This window comes from Pseudarthrobacter siccitolerans (assembly GCF_001046895.1).
Lineage (GTDB): Bacteria > Actinomycetota > Actinomycetes > Actinomycetales > Micrococcaceae > Arthrobacter > Arthrobacter siccitolerans.
On record NZ_CAQI01000049.1, the window covers coordinates 39,390 to 58,030 of the forward strand.

16 protein-coding genes are annotated in these 18,641 nt (G+C 64.0%); 2 read left to right on the forward strand and 14 right to left on the reverse strand.

From position 1 onward, the window contains the following. Positions 1-26 precede the first annotated feature (26 nt). The 9 genes from ARTSIC4J27_RS16080 to ARTSIC4J27_RS16120 all read right to left on the reverse strand — a co-directional run bounded on the left by ARTSIC4J27_RS16080 (position 27) and on the right by ARTSIC4J27_RS16120 (position 10,521). Positions 27-1,442 carry a sugar porter family MFS transporter gene (locus ARTSIC4J27_RS16080; protein WP_050056215.1) on the reverse strand — a complete coding sequence of 472 codons (1,416 nt, stop codon included), beginning with the start codon at positions 1,440-1,442 and terminating at the stop codon, positions 27-29. Beyond that, positions 1,439-2,314, reverse strand: a complete 876-nt coding sequence (locus tag ARTSIC4J27_RS16085; protein WP_050056216.1) for a sugar phosphate isomerase/epimerase family protein — start codon at positions 2,312-2,314, stop codon at positions 1,439-1,441. The genes ARTSIC4J27_RS16080 and ARTSIC4J27_RS16085 overlap by 4 nt, the downstream gene beginning before the upstream one ends. A gap of 104 nt (positions 2,315-2,418) precedes the next feature. After that, complete coding sequence (locus tag ARTSIC4J27_RS16090) at positions 2,419-3,432, reverse strand: Gfo/Idh/MocA family protein (RefSeq protein ID WP_050056217.1); 1,014 nt, start codon at positions 3,430-3,432, stop codon at positions 2,419-2,421. Positions 3,433-3,465: 33 nt separating this feature from the next. Next, the gene (locus tag ARTSIC4J27_RS16095) at positions 3,466-4,377 is read right to left on the reverse strand and encodes a sugar phosphate isomerase/epimerase family protein (protein ID WP_050056218.1); all 912 of its coding nucleotides are present in this window, start codon (positions 4,375-4,377) and stop codon (positions 3,466-3,468) included. 40 nt (positions 4,378-4,417) lie between these two features. Further along, positions 4,418-5,932, reverse strand: coding sequence for a CoA-acylating methylmalonate-semialdehyde dehydrogenase (locus ARTSIC4J27_RS16100; protein WP_050056219.1), 1,515 nt, complete (start codon positions 5,930-5,932; stop codon positions 4,418-4,420). A gap of 35 nt (positions 5,933-5,967) precedes the next feature. Further along, positions 5,968-7,929, reverse strand: a complete 1,962-nt coding sequence (gene iolD, locus ARTSIC4J27_RS16105; protein ID WP_050056220.1) for a 3D-(3,5/4)-trihydroxycyclohexane-1,2-dione acylhydrolase (decyclizing) — start codon at positions 7,927-7,929, stop codon at positions 5,968-5,970. A gap of 32 nt (positions 7,930-7,961) precedes the next feature. Continuing rightward, positions 7,962-8,897: a Cgl0159 family (beta/alpha)8-fold protein gene (locus ARTSIC4J27_RS16110; RefSeq protein ID WP_050056221.1), complete on the reverse strand. Its 936-nt coding sequence runs from the start codon at positions 8,895-8,897 to the stop codon at positions 7,962-7,964. Beyond that, a complete protein-coding gene (iolC, locus tag ARTSIC4J27_RS16115; protein ID WP_050056222.1) occupies positions 8,894-9,928 on the reverse strand; it encodes a 5-dehydro-2-deoxygluconokinase in 1,035 nt (344 codons plus the stop codon). The genes ARTSIC4J27_RS16110 and iolC overlap by 4 nt, the downstream gene beginning before the upstream one ends. 188 nt (positions 9,929-10,116) lie before the next feature. After that, positions 10,117-10,521: a tautomerase family protein gene (locus tag ARTSIC4J27_RS16120; protein WP_050056223.1), complete on the reverse strand. Its 405-nt coding sequence runs from the start codon at positions 10,519-10,521 to the stop codon at positions 10,117-10,119. A 150-nt stretch (positions 10,522-10,671) separates the two neighbouring features. Here ARTSIC4J27_RS16120 and ARTSIC4J27_RS16125 point away from each other — a divergent pair, with 150 nt between their 5' ends. Further along, positions 10,672-11,031 carry an ArsR/SmtB family transcription factor gene (locus tag ARTSIC4J27_RS16125; RefSeq protein ID WP_050056224.1) on the forward strand — a complete coding sequence of 120 codons (360 nt, stop codon included), beginning with the start codon at positions 10,672-10,674 and terminating at the stop codon, positions 11,029-11,031. Continuing rightward, entirely contained in the window at positions 11,028-11,510 is a 483-nt protein-coding gene (locus tag ARTSIC4J27_RS16130; RefSeq protein WP_050056225.1) for an SRPBCC family protein, read from the forward strand. The genes ARTSIC4J27_RS16125 and ARTSIC4J27_RS16130 overlap by 4 nt, the downstream gene beginning before the upstream one ends. A 162-nt stretch (positions 11,511-11,672) precedes the next feature. Here ARTSIC4J27_RS16130 and sucD read toward each other — a convergent pair whose 3' ends face one another. The 5 genes from sucD to pcrA form a co-directional block, all read right to left on the reverse strand. After that, complete coding sequence (gene sucD, locus ARTSIC4J27_RS16135; protein WP_050056226.1) at positions 11,673-12,575, reverse strand: succinate--CoA ligase subunit alpha; 903 nt, start codon at positions 12,573-12,575, stop codon at positions 11,673-11,675. A gap of 12 nt (positions 12,576-12,587) precedes the next feature. Beyond that, positions 12,588-13,757: an ADP-forming succinate--CoA ligase subunit beta gene (sucC, locus tag ARTSIC4J27_RS16140; RefSeq protein ID WP_050056227.1), complete on the reverse strand. Its 1,170-nt coding sequence runs from the start codon at positions 13,755-13,757 to the stop codon at positions 12,588-12,590. A 222-nt stretch (positions 13,758-13,979) separates the two neighbouring features. Next, positions 13,980-14,687, reverse strand: coding sequence for a hypothetical protein (locus tag ARTSIC4J27_RS16145; RefSeq protein WP_050056228.1), 708 nt, complete (start codon positions 14,685-14,687; stop codon positions 13,980-13,982). Between the two features lie 19 nt (positions 14,688-14,706). Beyond that, positions 14,707-15,987, reverse strand: coding sequence for a glycosyltransferase (locus tag ARTSIC4J27_RS16150; protein ID WP_050056229.1), 1,281 nt, complete (start codon positions 15,985-15,987; stop codon positions 14,707-14,709). 100 nt (positions 15,988-16,087) lie between these two features. Then, entirely contained in the window at positions 16,088-18,577 is a 2,490-nt protein-coding gene (gene pcrA / locus ARTSIC4J27_RS16155; protein WP_407681136.1) for a DNA helicase PcrA, read from the reverse strand. Positions 18,578-18,641: the final 64 nt, after the last annotated feature.

The following is an 18,641-nucleotide window of genomic DNA, read 5'->3' on the forward strand; positions in this document are numbered from 1 at the left end:
GCCAACCGGCCGGCCCCACGGGCAGACTATGCTTTCCCGGCCGCCACGTTCTTAAAGTAGTGCTCCAGGTCTTCGAGGCTCTTGTCCCTGGTTTCCGGCACGTATTTCGCGGCAAACGCGATGGCGCCCACCCCCAGCACCGCAAACACGAAGAACGTATTGGAGATGCCGATGGCGGCCAGGAGCTGAGGGAAGCCGAACCCGATCAGGAAATTGACGATCCAGAGCAGGAAGGCGGAAGCGCCCATGCCCAGGCCTCGGATCTTCAAGGGAAAGATCTCGGAGAGCATCAGCCAGGTCACCGGCGAGATGGCCCCCTGCTGGAACGCCAGGAACGTGACGGTCAGCGACAGGATAACGAAACCCCGGACGGAGCCTTCCGGCAGGATCAGCGAGAAGAGCCCAATCAGCAGCAGGGCCGACGTCGTGCCTACCTGTCCGGTGATCAGCATCCTGCGGCGACCCACCTTGCCCAGCAGCCAGATACCCACAAACGTGGCGAGCACCGAGATCACTCCATTGGCAATGTTGGCGGTCAGGGCCGCCTCCCGGCCAAAGCCGGACTGGGACAGGATCTGGGTGCCGTAGTACATGATGGAGTTCACGCCGGTGATCTGTTGGATCACCGCCAGGCCCAGGCCCACCACGAAAATCCTGCGGAGCCACGGGATGCTCAGGTCCTTCCACGAGCCCATCTTGGACTTGTAGTCCTCCACAGCCATGGCCTTGACTTCTTCGAATTCGGCCCGGGCATCAGCCTGGGACCGGATGCGCTGGAGAACACTGAGTGTCTCGCCGAAACTGCCCATCGAGGCGAGCCACCGCGGGCTTTCGGGCATAAAGTTCATCCCGATCCATAGTGCGATGGCGGGGAGGGTGGCGATCACCAGCATCCACCGCCAGATGCCGCCGGCTTCGCCAAAGGTGTTGCCAAGGTAGGCATTGAAGATAAAGGCCAGCAATTGCCCTGTGACGATCATCAGTTCGTTTTGCGTGACGATCCGCCCGCGCCGCGCGCTGGGCGAGACTTCGGCCAGGTACACGGGGACGGTCACGGACGCGCCGCCCACGGCCAGGCCCAGCACGAACCGGGCCGCGATCATCACTTCGGTGCTTGACGCGAAAGTACAGGCCAGGGTGCCGACGAGGAAGATGACCGCCAAGACCATGATCATCTTCCGGCGCCCGTTCCGGTCCGCCAGGCGTCCCCCGAACAAGGCGCCGAAAGCGGCGCCGAACAGCAGGGAAGAAGTGACCAGGCCTTCGGTCAGCGGCGTGAGGCCCAGGTCTTCCTGCATATACGGCAGCGCACCGTTGATCACGCCGGTGTCGTAACCGAAGAGCAGCCCGCCGAACGTGGAGATGATGGTGACTGTCCGAAGCGCCTTCTTGTGGTCTCCAGGAGCTTCGACGTTGGTGGAAGCTGGAGCAGGGCTACTCATACGCTGACCTTCTGGACGTACTGTTTCATGGTCTCCAACTGGTACCGGGAGACCTCCTCGGCATTCTCATCCTCGGCGAAGACGCTGGAGACCATTACGGTGTTGTCCCGGTCCAGGAAGCCGATCTCCTTAAGACCGCCGAAGAACTCGTCCCAGTTCACGTCGCCGGCGCCGATTTTCAGGTGCTGGTGGACGCGGACCGGGTTGCCCGGCGGGTTGGTGATGTAGCGCAGTCCGTGCGAGGCGTGATGGTTCATGGTGTCCGCCACGTGGACCAGGCGCAGCTTGTCCCCCGCCGCCCGCATGATCTCCAGCGGCGAGTCCTTCATGTGGAAGCTGTGCGATGCCACGTAGACCAAGCCAACATTCTTCGAGTTGAGCCCGCGGATCACGCGGATGGCGGCGAGGCCTTCCTCGACAAAGTCGTCAGGGTGGGGGTCTATCAGGAGGTCGATGCCTTCCCGTTCAATGATCGGCAGCAGTTCCTCCATGGAACGGTAGAACGCGCGCTCGGACTCCTCCGCTTTTTCCGGCCGGCCGCTGAACTCGGTGTTCATGGTGCTGACGCCGAGGTCCACGGTGATCTGGATGGCACGCTTCCAGTAACGGACCGCTGCCTCGCGGGCGTCCTCGTCCGGGCCGGACCAGCGCAGCACCGGCAGGACGGATGCAATTTCGATGCCCGCATCCCGGCAAGCCTTGTTCAGGTGGCCTACCAGCTCATCATCCGCTTTGGGGTGGTTGTAGAAGGGGATGAGGTCTGCGTGCGGGGTCATCTGCATGTACTTGTAACCGAGGTCCGCAACCACCCTGGGGAACTCGAGCAGGCTGTGCGAGTGGTGGAACGGTGTGGGGTCAAGCGCGATTTTCACGTAAAACACTCCATTGTGGATCAGTCACGGATGGAAGTTTTTGTCCAGATATGCAGGGCTAATGGGCCTGAAAGTCTGCATATGTGGACAAAAACTCCTAGGGGCTAGTTGTAGAGGTCGGGCTTTGCCGCGAGCTTGACCGCCACCTTTTCGCCGTTCTTCTGGGCTTCGACGCCGGCTTCGCAGCAGGCTGCCGTGGCGTATCCGTCCCAGGCGGAGGGGCCGCCGATCTCGCCCTTCAGTGCCGCGTCCACCCAGGACTGGATCTCGACGTCGTAAGCGGCGCCGAAGCGCTCCTCGAAACCTGGAGTGACGTTGCCGCCCCAACGGCCGGCGCTGCGGGTGTAGGGTCCCTTGTCACCGCCGATGCTGATAATGCCCTCTTCGAAGGAGGCCTGGGTGGCCACCTCGTACCCGAATTTGGCGTTGACATAGATTTCGACGTCTGCCAGGACACCGGACTCGGTCTCCAGCAGGACGTGCTGGGGGTCGTGCTGGCCGGAGGGTGCGTTTTTCGTGGCCTTGCCCAGCCGGACCTGCACGGAAGTGATTTCCTCGCCGGTGAAGAAGCGGATGGCGTCGAACTCATGGACCACGGAATCGTTGATGAGCATCTCATTCGTGAAACCCTCAGGCGTGCTCGGGTTGCGGTGCTGGTGGTGGAGCATCAGCAGTTCGCCCAGTTCGTGGTCACGGATGATCTTGCCCAACGAGGCGTATTCGGCGTCGAAGCGGCGCATGAACCCGACCTGGATGCGCTTATGGCCCAGCTCAACCTCAGCCTGGACGATCTTCCAGGAGGATTCGGCATCGGGGGTGAGGGGCTTCTCGCAAAGGATCGGGATGTCTTTGGCGATGGCCTTGAACAGGATGTCCTCGTGCAGGAAACCGGGGGTGGCGATCAGGACGGCGTTGACGTCGCCGTTGTTCAGGGCCTCGTCAGCATCGGCCAGGGCAACGGCACCCGGGATGCCTTCGATGGCAGCTTGCGCACGGGCCAGGTCAACGTCGACGACGGCGGCAACTTCAGCTCCGTGAATGCGCTTGTGGAGGCGCTGGATGTGGTCGGCACCCATGCGGCCTGCGCCGATGACGGCGACTCGAAGGTTTTCACTCATTGTTTTCGTCCTTTTAGTCTCGAAGTCGCGGGGTTAGCTGACGGCGGTACGGGAGCCGCAGGACAGCAGGTAGTTGCGGGTGCGCTTAGCGATGGGCATCGGCACGTCGAAGGCGACGGGATACATGTCCTGCTCCACGATGCCAAAGATGGGCCGGTCGAGGGCTTCCACGGCTTGGATGACCGCGCGAAGGTCCGGCAGCCCGTTCGGGGGTTCGGTCATCACGCCGGCCAGGTTCGCGGCGGCCCAGGTCATGTTTTCCTCGTTGACCTTTTTCAGAATCTCCGGGTTGATCTGCTTCAGGTGCAGGTAGCCGATCCGGTCCGGGTAGTTCTTGATCAGTTCCAGGCTTGAGGCGCCGCAGTATTCAGCGTGGCCGGTGTCCAGGCACAGGTTCAGGTATTGCGGGTCCGTTGCGCCGAGCAGCGTTTCAATGTCCTCCTGCGCGCCCACGTGGGAGTCGGCGTGGGAGTGGAACTGCTGCTTCAGGCCGAAGTCCTCCAGCAGGGTCTTACCCAGGCGGTTGTGTCCGGTGAACAGGTCGCTCCAGGCATTCTCGCTCAGGGTGCCGCTTTCCACGGCTTCGCCCGTGACGTCGTCGCGCCACATGGCCGGAATCACCACAATGTGCTCGCCGCCCATCGCTGCCGTCAGTTCGGCCACCTTCCGGGCCGGTTCCCAGGCGGTTTCCCACTGGTCCAGGCCGCGGTGGAACGCCGTGAATACAGTACCGGCGGAGATCTGCAGATCGCGGGCCTTGAGCTCTTCCGCCAGGCGGGCAGGGTCCGTGGGCAAGTAGCCGTAGGGACCCAGTTCGATCCACTTGTAGCCGGACTCGGCCACTTCGTCCAGGAAGCGTTCCCAGGGGGTCTGCTTGGGGTCATCCGGGAACCATACGCCCCAGGAGTCCGGCGCCGTGCCAATAATCAGTTTGTTCTCAGTCATTTCTCAATCCTTGTGTCTGCCTCGAGGGTGGCGGTAGGGATCAGTTCGAGGGGAAGTTGTAGGAGGCGCCGGAGGCATGGTGCGTTTCGGGCCAGCGGGACGTGATGACCTTGCCGCGGGTGTAGAAGCTTACGCCTTCGGGACCGTAGATGTGCTTGTCGCCGAAGAGGGACGCCTTCCAGCCGCCGAAGGAGTGGTAGGCCACCGGAACGGGCAGGGGCACGTTAATGCCGATCATGCCCACAGTGACGGAGCGCTGGAACGTGCGGGCTGCTGCGCCCGAGGAGGTGAAGATGGCGGTGCCGTTGCCGTACGGGTTGGCGTTGATGAGCTTAATGCCGTCTTCGAGGGTGTCGACGCGGACCACCACGAGGACCGGACCGAAGATTTCCTCGGTGTAGGCGGTCATTTCCGTCTTCACGTGGTCGATGACGGTGGGACCCACCCAGAAGCCGTCCTCGTGGCCGGGGACTACCAGGTCGCGGCCGTCCACCACCATCGCTGCCCCGGCGGCTTCAGCTTCGGTGACGATCCTGACGATGCGATCCTTGGAGGCGGGGGTGATGACCGGGCCCATTTCGGCGTCGGGCTCGGTGCCGTTGTTGACCTTGACGGCGAGGGCCCGTTCTTCGACCTTCTTGACGATGAGGTCGGCGGCGTCCCCGACGGCGACGGCGACTGAGATGGCCATGCAGCGTTCGCCGGCGGAGCCGAAAGCGGCGGCGGCCAAGTGGTCGGCTGCGTTGTCCAGGTCGGCGTCGGGCATCACGATGGCGTGGTTCTTTGCCCCGCCCAGGGCCTGGACGCGCTTGCCGTGCTTGGTGGCAGTTTCGTGGACGTACTGGGCGATCGGCGTGGAACCAACGAAGGAGATGCCATCCACATCCGGGTGGGTCAGCAGGCCATCAACGGTTTCCTTGTCGCCGTGCAGGACCTGGAACACGCCGTCGGGCAGACCGGCCTGCTTCCAGAGCTTGGCCAGCAGCAGGGACGCGGAAGGGTCGCGTTCGGAGGGCTTGAGGATGAACGCGTTGCCGGTGGCGATGGCCATCGGGGCCATCCACAGCGGCACCATCACGGGGAAGTTGAACGGGGTGATGCCGGCGACCACGCCGAGGGGCTCACGGAAGGAGAAGACGTCGATGCCGGTGGAGACCTGGTCCGAGTAGTCGCCCTTGACCAGGCTGGGGATCCCGCAGGCATATTCGATGACCTCCAGGCCGCGGCCGATTTCGCCCTTTGCATCGGAAAGGACCTTGCCGTGCTCGGCGGTTATCAGGGCAGCAAGATCGTCCACGTGGGCGGCGACCAGTTCGCGGAACTTGAACAGGACCGCGGTGCGCTTGGCCAGGGAAATGTCGCCCCAGGTGTCGGCGGCTTTGCGGGCGGCGGCGACGGTGGCGTCCAGGTCGGCACGGTTGGCCAGGCGCAGGGTGGCGGACACGGCACCGGTGGCCGGATTGTAGACCGGCGTGGTGCGGTCACCCCCGCCGGCGGTTTCGGCGCCGTTGATGAAGTGGTTGATGACGGTGGTCTCAGTGGTCGTGGCAGTCATGAAGGACTCTTCCTTGAGTGGGTCAGGAGGGGGTGTCAGCCGAGCAGTTTGCGCTGGCGGTTCTTGTGGTCGGTGTACGTCTGGAAGGCCTGCCGGGTGGTTTCCAGTTCGGAGACCTGGGAGACGGGGACGTCCCACCAGGACTCGGAGGACGGTGCGTCCAGGAGCGGATCGGACTCGACGTGGATCAGGATGGGCCCTGTTCCTTCCGGAGCAGCCTTCGCATCGCGGATGGCCTGCTCGAGTTCAGCGACGACCTTCTCGCCCGGTTCGATCCGGATGACCCTTACACCCAGCGACTCGGCGTTCAGGGCCAGGTCCACCGGCAGGGTCTCGCCGTCGTCGAAGCTGTGCTGGTCCTTGTTCAGGGCCCGGTACTGCGTACCGAACCGCTGCGAACCGAGGGATTCGGAGAGCGAGCCGATGGACGCGTAGCCGTGGTTCTGGATCAGGACCACGATCAGCTTGATCCGCTCGGCGACGGCGGTGACCAGTTCGGTGTGCATCATCAGGTAGGAGCCGTCCCCTACCATCACGACGACGTCCCGCACCCCGGTGCTGCCAGTCCCGTCAGTGCCGCCGTCCGCCGTCGTACTGGCGGCTTCGGCCAGTGCCGCGCGCTTCACGCCGAGGCCACCGGGGATTTCGTAACCCATGCAGGAGTAGGCATATTCGACGTGGTAGCCGAACGGATTCCGGACCCGCCACATCTTGTGCAGGTCACCGGGCAGGGACCCGGCCGCGCAGATGACCACGTCGCGGGCGTCCATGGCCCGGGAGGTGGCGCCGATGATTTCGTTTTGCGCCGGCAGGGGCGTGTAGCGCGTATCGAAAGCGGCATCCACGGTGGCGTCCCAGCGCTCCTTCTCGGCAGCGATTTTCTGCTCCAGGTCGGCACCCACACGGTAGCCGCCCAGCGCTGCGTTGAGCTTCACCAGTGCCTTGCGGGCGTCGGCCACGATCGGGAGCGTGGTGCCGTGCTTGTACGCATCGATCGCAGCCACGTTGATATTGATGAACTTCACGTTCGGGTTCTGGAACGCGGTCCGCGACGCGGTGGTGAAGTCCTCGTACCGGGTGCCGATGCCGATGATCAGGTCCGCCTCGGCTGCGATGGCGTTAGCCGCCGTCGTGCCGGTGGAGCCGATGGCTCCGAGGGAGAACTGGTGGTCCCAGGGCAGGACGCCGACGCCGGCCTGTGTGTTCCCCACCGGGATGCCCGTCAGCTCGGCGAATTTGGCCAGTTCATCATTGGCGTAGGCGTACAGGACACCGCCGCCGGCAATAATCAGCGGCCGTTTGGCGGCACGGATGGCAGCGGCGGCGCGGGTGATGTCGTCGTCGTCCGCGTCCGGCCGGCGGATCCGCCAGTCCCGTTCAGCCAGGAATTCCTCGGGAACGTCGAATGCCTCTGCCTGGACGTCCTGCGGCAGCGAGATGGTGACGGCACCGGTTTCTGCCGGGTCGGTGAGGACGCGCAGCCCGTGGTGGAAGGCAGAGAACAGCTGCTCGGGCCGGTTGACCCGGTCGAAGAACTTGGAAAGCGGCCGGAACGCGTCGTTGACGGTGATGTCGTAGGCGTAGGGCTGTTCCAGTTGCTGGAGCACCGGGTCCGCAGCGCGGGTGGCGAACGTGTCGGAGGGCAGCAGCAGCACGGGAAGCCTGTTGGTGGTGGCGAGTGCGGCGCCGGTGAGCAGGTTCGAGGAGCCGGGGCCGATGGAGGTGCTGATCGCGTAGGTCTGGCGGCGGCGGGTGTGCCGGGCGTAGCCGACGGCCTGGTGGACCTGGGCCTGTTCGTTCCGGCCCTGGTAGTACGGCATGATGGCCGGATCCAGCTGCTGGTACTGCTTTAACGCTTGGCCAACGCCTGCGACGTTGCCGTGTCCAAAAATACCGAACGTGCCCGGAATGAGCCGCTCACGGTAGTCAACGCCGTTGACCGAGTCCACGGTGTACTGCTTGGAAAGGTATTCGACAACGGCCTGGGCCACCGTCATTCTGCGCGTTCCTTTTGTTATGCCCATGATTCTTACTCCGGGATTTCGGTGGTGTGGTGCAGGAGCGAGGCAGCGCTGGCGACAGCGCCTGCGACGTCCCCGTCGGCAGGGTAAAGCAGGGTCCGGCCCACGGTGAGGCCCTGGACGCCGGGAAGCGCCAGGGCGGACTGCCAGGTGGCGAAGATTTCGTCCTGGCTGCCGTCGGGGTCCCCGCCCAGCAGAACGGTGGGCATGGTGGTGGCGGCCATAACGCGTTCCATTTCGGCTACCACGGGAAGCTTCATCCAGGTGTAGGCGCTGGTTGATCCCAGGCCCTCCGCGATAGCGATGGACTTGATCACCGCGTTGGTGGACAAGTCGTTGCGGACTTTGCCGTTCTCGCGGATAGACAGGAACGGCTCCACCATGGCGATCAGCTTCCGCTCCGCGAGCGAATCAATAGCCTTCGCGGTGGCTTCCAAGGTAGCAACGGTGTCCCGGTCGGCCAGGCAGATCCGGGTGAGCATCTTGCCGCCATCAGCCCCGAGGGCTTCCAGCGCAGCGGCCGTGTGGCCGGTGAACCGGTCGTCGATCTCGTTGACCAGCCCGGACAGTCCGCCGCGGTTCATCGAACCAAACACGAGCTTGCCGTCAAGTGCGCCCAGCAGCAGAAGGTCGTCCATGATGTCCGGGGACGCCAGGACTCCGTCGACGGCGGGGTTGGCGAGCGCGATCTGCAACCGGTCCAGCAGCTGCCGCCGGTCGGCCATCGCCACCGGGTCGCTGCCGACGGCAAGGGCGCCGCGGGCGGGGTGGTCGGCGGCGACGATGAAGTTTTGCCGGCCCGCCTTGAGGCCGGGGTGGCGGCGCCGGGACTTGGCGGCGCGGGCCACGGCTTCCGGGTCTTCGAGCCGGATGGTGCTCAGGTGCTCGTAGCGGCGCGGATCGTCGTCCACGGAATTGTTCGGGGCAATCGGGGTGAGAGTCACAGCGTTGCTCCTTCAACGGCAAGCTGGGCATTGGCCTCGGAGCCGGCAGCCCCGGTGCCGGGAACCGGACGGCCGCGTTCGGCCAACAGCGAGGTAACTTCGTCCGGGGTCGGCATGGCATCGGCGCACGAGAGGCGGGAGGCGACGATGGCGCCTGCGGCGTTGGCGTAGTCCAGGACACGGGCAAGCGGCCAACCGGAGAGCAGCCCGTGGCAGAAGGCGCCGCCGAAGGAGTCACCGGCACCCAGGCCGTTGAGGGTCTCCACGGGAACAGGGGCGGAAACTACACGCTCTGTACGGGTCTTTGCCATGACACCTTCAGGGCCGAGTTTGACGACGGCGATTTCCACGCCGGCTGCCAGGAGCCGGTCTGCTTGCTCATCAGGGGTGCCTTCACCTACGGCCACGGCGCATTCCTTGTCATTGCCGATGGCAACGGTGACCTGGGGGAGGATCTTGGCGACCTCGGCGCGGGCCTGCTCCTCCGAAGCCCAGAACATGGGCCGGTAGTCCAGGTCCAGGATGGTGAACTGGCCCTCTTTCAGGCCGGTCCGGGGGCGGGCTTTATGGGCGGCGATGTGGGCGCTGCGGCTCGGCTCCTGGCACAGGCCGGTCACGGTGGACCAGAAGATCCCGGCTTCCCGGATGGCGTCCAGGTCAAGTTCCCCAGCCTCGATCTGCAGGTCCGGCGCGGTGGGGAACCGGCCGTAGAAGTACAGCGGAAACTCGTCTGTCGCCGGCTTGATCGCGCAGAACGTGACCGCCGTCGGATACTCCTTCACCGGGGACACGAAGGTGTCATCGACGTTGAACTTGCGCAGCTCGCGGTGCAGGTACTCGCCGAACGGGTCATCCCCCGTGCGGGTGATGACTCCGGTCCGTCGTCCGTATCGGGCGGCGGCAACGGCAACGTTCGACGGTGAACCGCCCAGGTATTTACCGAAGGAATTGACATCCTCCAGGCCAACCCCGATGTCGTTCGGGTAGATATCAACGCTGATGCGCCCGATCGTAAGAAGCTCGTGGGTCACGGTGATCGTGGACCTTTCTGGTGTGGAACTCGGGTCCTTTGAGCGGCAGGAGTTCCTGGACTGGCAGGCCGTGGTGCGGGCCACAGGCACTACTTTGCCCTAGAATGAATGTCCTGTCAAAGGTTTGTAATGACATACTTACAACGAAACTTTCGCCCTCCCGCAACTTCGGAGAAGGGCGGAGGAAACTACTTTTTGGGGACCGCCAACTCCCCCGTAATGTACTGCGCCCGGCCGAAGCCGAATGACCAGTCGCCCGCGCCGTTTTCGACATAGCCGATAAAAACGTCCTCCCCGGCAACCCCAGCCGCCGACAATTCATCGGCGACCGCAGCGAACAGGCGCTGCTTCGCCTCCTGGGTGCGTCCGCCCTGGGTAAAGATCTGGATCAGCACCACTCCCCCGGCCCGCTCGAAGCCCAGGCCCGCATCCTGCGCGACGATCTGCCCCCGCGGATGTTCGGTAAGGATATGGAAGTAGTCGCGTTCCGGGATGCCATATTCGGCGAGGATCGCGTCATGGATCCCGCGGCTAAGCCGCTGCAGGTCCTCCACGGACCGGCCTTCATTGAGGTCAATACGGACCAGTGGCATCGAGCTTCTCCTTTTGCAGTTTGTCCTGACATAATAACAAACTCTGGCATTGACAAACAAGGCTGAAACTATTGAAGCTGCCCACCAAGGGCATATCATTAAACAACCAACAGGTTGATAAACAAGAGAGTTGATTAGAAGAGGTCGATCATGAGCTTCGAAAGCGCGGCACTGGACTCGGCCTTTATGGCCCTGGCCGACCCCGTGCGGCGGAGCATTATCGCCCGGCTCAGCCGGGGCCCGGCCACGGTTAATGAGTTGGCAGAACCGTTCGCGATCTCCAAACAGGCGGTCTCGAAACATATCCAGGTACTCGAGCAGGCGGAACTGGTGACCCGGACCAGGGATGCGCAGCGCAGGCCCGTCCACCTGAACCCGGCACGGCTTGAGGCCCTCACCGCCTGGATCGACCAGTACAGGCTGGTCCGGGAAGGGCAGTTCCGCAGCCTCGACGCCGTACTTAGATCAAACGCTGCGGGCAGCAGCGACAAACCCAAGGAGTCATCATGAGCAATTCCCTGAAACTCAGCGTTCCTGAGGGCGTCCCCTTCATCGATTACGAGCGCGAGTTTGATTTCCCGCTCGCGGACGTGTTCCGCGCCCACAAGGAGCCGGACCTGATTGTCCAGTGGCTGGGGCCGCGCGGCTACAAGATGGACATCGACCACTACGATTTCCGCACAGGCGGCAGCTACAGCTACCTGCACACCGGTCCCGAGGGCGTGCCCTACGAGTTCAAGGGCATCTTCCACACCGTCCGCGAAAACGAGTTCGCCATCCAAACCTTTGAATTCGGCGGGTACCCGGATGTGGTCAGCCTGGAATTCATGACGTTCGAGGACCTCGGCAACGGCCGGACGCGGCTGCGCGGCCACTCCGTCTACCCCAGCCAGGAGGCGCGGGACGGCATGGCGCAGTCCGGAATGGAGGGCGGCATGAGCGAAGGCTACGAGCGCCTGGACGAGCTGCTCAGCGGCGCCAAGGTCTAGACAAAAAAGTACGACGACGGCAGGTCACCTTTCCCGGAAAGGTGACCTGCCGTCGTCGTACCTGAACAGCAACGCGCTTAAACAGCGACGCGGGGTCACCTCGCACCCATCCCACTGCGTGGAACGGGCGGGAAGTGACCCCGCGCTGGTTGCTCGTAAAGCCTAGAGCGCTGCGTAGACTTCGCGCAGCAGCTTGGCGGTCTCGGACGGCGTCTTGCCGACCTTCACGCCTGCAGCCTCGAGGGCTTCTTTCTTGGCCTGTGCGGTTCCGGCGGAACCGGAGACGATGGCGCCGGCGTGGCCCATGGTCTTGCCTTCGGGAGCCGTGAAGCCTGCCACGTAGCCGACGACCGGCTTGGTGACGTTGGCCTTGATGAAGTCGGCTGCGCGCTCTTCGGCGTCGCCGCCGATTTCGCCGATCATCACGATCGCCTTGGTCTCGGGGTCAGCCTCGAACGCGGCCAGGGCGTCGATGTGCGTGGTGCCGATGATGGGGTCGCCGCCGATGCCGATGGCGGTGGAGAAGCCGAGGTCGCGCAGTTCGTACATCATCTGGTAGGTCAGCGTGCCTGACTTGGAGACCAGGCCGATGGGGCCCTTGCCCGTGATGTTGGCCGGGGTGATGCCCACCAACGCCTCGCCCGGGGTGATGATGCCGGGGCAGTTCGGGCCGATGATGCGGGTCACCTGGTTGCCGTCGGCGTCCAGCTTGGACTGGGCCAGTGCCCAGAACTCGGCGGAGTCCTGGACCGGCACGCCTTCGGTGATGACCACAACGAGGCCGATGCCGGCTTCGATGGCTTCCACAACAGCGTTCTTGGTGAATGCCGGCGGCACGAAGACGATGGAAACGTCAGCGCCGGTTTCCGCGATGGCTTCCTTGACGGTGCCGTAGACGTTGATTTCGTCGTCGCCGTGGAGGACCGTGGTGCCGGCCTTGCGGGCGTTGACGCCGCCAACGATGTTGGTGCCGGCCTTGAGCATCAGGGCGGTGTGCTTGGTGCCTTCGCCGCCGGTGATGCCCTGGACGATGACCTTGGAGTCTTTGTTGAGGTAGATAGACATTGTCGCGTCCCTTTACTTCGCTGCGTTGGCGAGCTCGGCGGCCTTGTCGGCGCCCTCGTCCATGGTGGCGGCCAGGGTAACCAGCGGGTGGTTGGCCTCGTTCAGGATGCGGCGGCCTTCTTCGACGTTGTTGCCGTCGAGGCGGACCACCAGCGGCTTGTTGGCGGTGTGGCCGAGCTCGGCCAGCGCGCCGACGATGCCCTTGGCTACGGCGTCACAGGCGGTGATGCCACCGAAGACGTTGACGAAGACGGACTTGACCTGCTCGTCGCCGAGGATGACGTCCAGGCCGGCGGCCATGACCTCAGCAGAGGCTCCGCCGCCGATGTCCAGGAAGTTTGCGGGCTTGACGTTGCCGTGGTTTTCGCCGGCGTAGGCAACGACGTCCAGGGTGGACATGACCAGGCCTGCACCGTTTCCGATGATGCCCACTTCGCCGTCGAGCTTGACGTAGTTGAGGTCCTGCGCCTTTGCCTTGGCCTCAAGCGGGTCGGCTGCGTCCTTGTCCTCAAGGAGGGCGTGCTTGGCGTGGCGGAAGTCGGCGTTCTCGTCGAGCGAGACCTTGCCGTCCAGGGCCACGATCTCGCCGGCGCCGGTCTTGACGAGCGGGTTGACCTCTACGAGGGTGGCGTCTTCCTTCTTGAAGACGTCCCAGAGCTTGAGGATCACGTCGGCCACCTTGCCGCGGAGTTCCTCAGCGAAGCCGGCGGCTGCGACGATTTCGTCTGCCTTGGCCTGGTCAATGCCCACAGCGGGGTCGATGGCGATCTTGGCCAGCGCTTCGGGGCGTTCGACGGCGAGCTGTTCGATTTCCATGCCGCCCTCGACCGAGCACATGGCCAGGTAGTTGCGGTTGGCCCGGTCCAGGAGGACGGAGAAGTAGTATTCCTCGGCGATGTCAGCACCCTGGGCGATCATCACCTTGTTGACAGTGTGGCCCTTGATGTCCATGCCCAGGATGTTGGTGGCGTGCTCAAGTGCCTCGTCAGCGGACTTTGCGACCTTGACGCCGCCGGCCTTGCCGCGGCCGCCAACCTTGACCTGTGCTTTGACGACAGTTACGCCGCCGATCTTCTCGGCAGCTGCCTTTGCTTCTTCTGGGGTGTGCGCCACGATGCCGGCAAGCACGGGTACACCGTGCGCCTCGAACATATCGCGCGCCTGGTATTCAAACAGGTCCACGGTTTAGTGTCCTTCTACGTCGAAGTAGTTTCTGTACAGTCGGACACCATCGAAGACGATGACCGGGCTGCGGAATTGCACGCACCGGCGGCCTGTTGGAAACGAGCCACGCGGCGTGATGCTCCACTGGGAACTCTAGTCCTTTGAAGGGACCGGCCCGTCCAAGACTACCGCTTATGTGAGTAAGCACACTATTCTATGGAGCGTAGAAAAACCGCGGATTTACGAGGTTTTTGAGCCTTCTGCCGGGGCCGGGGAGGCACTTCCGGAAGACCCGGAAATAAGCTCGTAATGCTCCGGGGAAACAAAGAATCCGACGCCGGCGGAGACGTTTCCGCACGCCACCCCGCCGTTGTAGGCCGAACAGCGCAGTCCGTTCCCTTCGAGGTTCTGCCCCTCCCCCAGCACCTCAAGCTGGGCAATCTCCCCCGCCTTGCTTCCTTTGGGGCCGTAAGTTGCCTCCATTTGTGTGACGCCGGAGCGGCATTCGCCGTACCGGGCGCTGTCCGGGGTGAGCAGTACAACGCCGCCCAGGTAGCCGAGGTTGGTTCCTGCGCAGTCGTCCTTCGCGTCCCCCGCCTTAGGCTGCGGGTACGTGGCAAGTTCGCAGTGCGCCACCGGCACCGTTGCGAGTTTGTTGTTGGCCGAATCATCGAAGTTGTTCTGCTCGTACGGCAGGTTCACGTGCTCGCCCCTGGCTGACGTCAGGGAACAGGCAACGGTCCGGTCTTCAGTGATGAAAGAGATCACCCCATCGCCGTTGGCAAAGTTTTTGGCGTCCACCAAAGCGGCCTGTTCCAGCTGTTTGAGAGGCGGCAGCGGTGGCGGCGGGACGTAGCCGGGATCCTGGGTGGTGATGGTGCAGGCAGTGGCCGCCGCCAGGATGAGGGCGGCGAAGACCCCCAGAACAGTCCGTCGCATGCGCCCCATTATGCTTTACGGCGGTGCTTTACCTGTTGCCGAGTACGTCTTCAACCACATCGGCCGCCGCCTCCGCAGGGTTGTTTGAACCAAAATCCCGGCGCATCTGCTGCGCCCGGCGCTTCCATGCCGGGTCCGCCAGGATGCTGTTGACGGCCTTGCCGATGCTCTGCGCTGAGGGGTTGTCTGTCCGCAGGTTAATGCCCACTCCGGCGTACTCAACCCGTGCGTTGACATCGTTCTTTCCCTCGTTGAGCCCTGACGCCACCAGGGGGACTCCCTTGGAAAGTGCGAGCTGGACTCCGCCAAACCCGCCGTTGGTGACAAAAACGTCCGAGAATTCGAAGACGGCCGCAAAATCGATGTAGCCATGGATCCGGATGTTCGGCTGCGGATAGCGTTGGCGCAGTTCCGCCGTTCCGCGGCCTGCCGTCGCCACCAGCACCAGGATGTCCGCGCCCTTCAGGGCCTCGATCGTGGGAACGATGAGCTTGTTCGGGTCCAGGTTGTCGACCGTGCCCTGGGTGACCACAACTGTGTTGGCAAAATCTTCAGCGCGGGCGTCAGGAACAGCAGCCCGCGGAAGCCGGTAGGGCAGTAGCGCTCCGACGTACCGGACTTTGGGGTTGTCCCTGCGCCGCGGGAAGTCCAGTGACCTGGGGCCGGTTTGGATAACGGCGTCAGAGCACCGGTAGGGCTCGTCGGTGAGCCGGCCCCCTTTGGGCACCTCCTGCCCGTAGAACGCGTGCTGCCGCCGGTAGCTTTGGCTGGCGGGCCGGAGGATGACCTTGTCGGACAGCAGCCCGGCCGCGGCCTGCAGGGCCTTCTCTCCCAGGTTCCGGGCCGGGAGGAAGCCAAAGAAGAGCGGAGGCACCAGCGGGTCGCTTTCCATATTGGGAATCACCACAAAGCCCACCACCCGCTTCCCCATCAGGTGCGCGACGAGCCGGTGGATGAACATGGAAGTGTCGGCCACCAGGACATCGAACGGAAAGTCCCGGTCCAGTTCCCGGATGTCCTCGAAGAAGCTGCTGATGTTGCTGGCGAAGATTTTCTCCCCGTCGAAGCCAATGGCGCGCGGCCCTTTCAGCCTGGCGCGTTCCGGATACAGCTCGGTGAGGTTGTCGGCGCGGTGCTCGATGGCCCGCTTATAAGGAAACAGCGGAATCCCGAGCTCGTGGAGCTTGTCTGCCAGGACGGGACCGGTGTACCAGCGGACATCGTGCCCGCGTTTGGTGAGCTCCATTGCCACCCCGGTCATGGGGTTGAAATGGCCGTCGATGGCCTGGCTGGCAAACAGAATCTTCACGGCCCGCTCCGTTTTGTTGTTTACGGCTGCTGGGAAAAGGTTCCTGAACTGTAAACCCGCCGGGCGGGCCGGACAAGGGCGGACCTGGTCCGGCCTCCTTCTAGGCGTCGAGCTTGGTGAGCGGCGCGTACCGCAGCAGCAGCCGTTTTTCGCCGACGTCGAACTTCACCTTGGCGACAGTTTTGTCCCCGGCTCCCTCGAGTGCCAGGACGGTCCCGTTGCCAAAGCTTGTGTGGTTGACCTTGTCCCCCACACTGACGGCGACGATCTCTTTCTGCGGCTGCACCCGGTTCCGGGCGATGACGGCGGGGACGTCGGCGTTGAAGCCGGCTGACGGGTCGGCGGCAGCACCGCGGGAAGTTCCGGCGCCCCAGAAGGATCCGCTGTAGCGGCCCGAACTGATGGACCCGCCGCCCCAGTTGGACTGCCTGCTGGTTCCTTCACGCTTCCACTCAAGGAGTTCAGCGGGAATCTCCTCCAGGAACTGGCTGGCGGGGTTGTACTGGCTTTGCCCCCACATGCTGCGGACCTCGGAACGGGTGACATAGAGCCGCTTGCGGGCGCGGGTGAGGCCCACGTAGGCCAGCCGGCGTTCCTCCGCCAGCTCTTTCGGATCGGTAGCCGAGCGCTGGTGCGGGAACAGCCCGTGTTCCATGCCGGTCAGGAACACCACCGGGAATTCGAGGCCCTTGGCGGTGTGCAGCGTCATGAGGGTGACCACGCCAAGCCGCTTTGCCTCGGCGACGGCTGCATCAATGTCCGCTCCCGGGGCGTCGGGGATCTGGTCGGCGTCGGCCACCAGGGACACCTGTTCCAGGAAGGCCTCCAGTGATCCTTCCGGGTTCTCCTGCTCGTATTCACGGACCACGGCGACGAGTTCCGCCAGGTTTTCCACCCGCGACTCGTCCTGCGGATCGGTGCTGGAACGCAGCGCGGCCAGGTAACCGGTCTGCTCCAGGACGGCTTCCAGCGCCGCCGCCGCGCCCGAGCCTGCCGCCACCTCCGCCAGGTCATCCAGCAGCTTCACAAACCCGAGGACCGCGTTTACGGACCGGGTTGCCATGCCCGGAGCCTGTTCAGCACGGCGGGCTGCAGCCATGAATGAGATCCGTTCCCGCTGGGCCAGCGCGGCCACGGCGCCCTCGGCGCGGTCGCCAATCCCGCGCTTTGGCTCGTTGAGCACCCGGCGCAGGTTGACGTCGTCGTCCGGATTGACCAGGACGCGCAGATAGGCGAGGGCGTCTTTGATCTCCTTGCGCTCGTAGAAGCGCGTGCCGCCCACCACCTTGTACGGCAGGCCCACGCGGACCAGCACGTCCTCGATGGAGCGCGACTGGGCGTTGGTCCGGTAGAAAATTGCGACATCTCCCGGGCGGAGGTTGTCCTCGTCCTGGAGCCGGTCAATTTCCTTGGCAATGAATTGGGCTTCGTCGTGCTCGTTCTCGCCCACGTAACCGATGATCTTGTGGCCCTCACCCTCGGCGGTCCACAGCCGCTTCTCCGGACGGTTGGGGTTCCGTGAGATGACGGAGTTGGCCGCGCTGAGGATGTTCTGGGTAGACCGGTAGTTCTGCTCCAGCTTGATGGTCCGTGCCTCGGGGTAGTCCTTTTCGAACTCCACGATGTTGCGGATGTCCGCGCCGCGGAAGGCGTAGATGGACTGGTCCGAGTCACCCACCACGGTCAGCTCGGACGCCCCGGGACCCTCCCCCACGATTTCGCGGACCAGCGAGTATTGGGCGTGGTTGGTGTCCTGGTATTCGTCCACCAGCACGTGCCGGAACCGGCGACGGTAGGACTCAGCGAGGGCAGGGAAGGCGCGGAACATGTAAACGGTCTCGGCGATGAGGTCGTCGAAGTCCATGGCGTTCGCCTGCCGCAGGCGCTGCGTGTAGCCCTTGAAGACATCGGCAACGGCCTGCTCGAAAGGATCGTTGTAGTTGGCGGCGGAGGCGAACGAATCGGCATCGACAAGTTCGTTCTTCAGCGCGGAGATCTTGTGCTGGATCGCCTTCGGCGCAAACTTCTTGGGGTCCACATCAAGGGCTTTGGAGACCTGGGTGACCAGCCGCAGGGAGTCGGCGGAGTCGTAGATGGAGAAGTTCGATTTCAGCCCCACATTGGCCGCCTCCTGCCGGAGGATGCGGACGCAGGATGAGTGGAAGGTGGAGATCCACATGATCTTGGCCCGGCCGCCCACGAGCTTCTCGATGCGTTCCCGCATTTCCGCGGCGGCCTTGTTCGTGAAGGTGATGGCCAGGATTTCGCCGTGGTGCGCCCGGCCGGTAGCGATCAGGTAGGCGATCCTGTTGCTGAGCACCCGGGTTTTTCCCGAACCGGCGCCGGCGACGATCAGCAGCGCGGAACCGGCGTGCTTGACGGCTTCCTCCTGCTGGGGGTTGAGCCCCTCCAGGAGCTTGGCAGGATCCATGCGGTGGCCGCGATGTGCCTGCCCTTCCGGCGCCCGGTCCATCCGGACGCTGCCGCCCGTCCCCGGAGCCGCAGCTGCGCCCTCGGAAGGCGACTTAGTGCGGGCAGCGGCGGTGGGAGCGGCTTTGAAGGGTCCGTCAGAGTACGGGTCAAACAACATATCCATGGTGCCTACAAGTCTAGGCGGTGGGACCGACAGCCAGCTCCAGCCTGTGGATTACGGG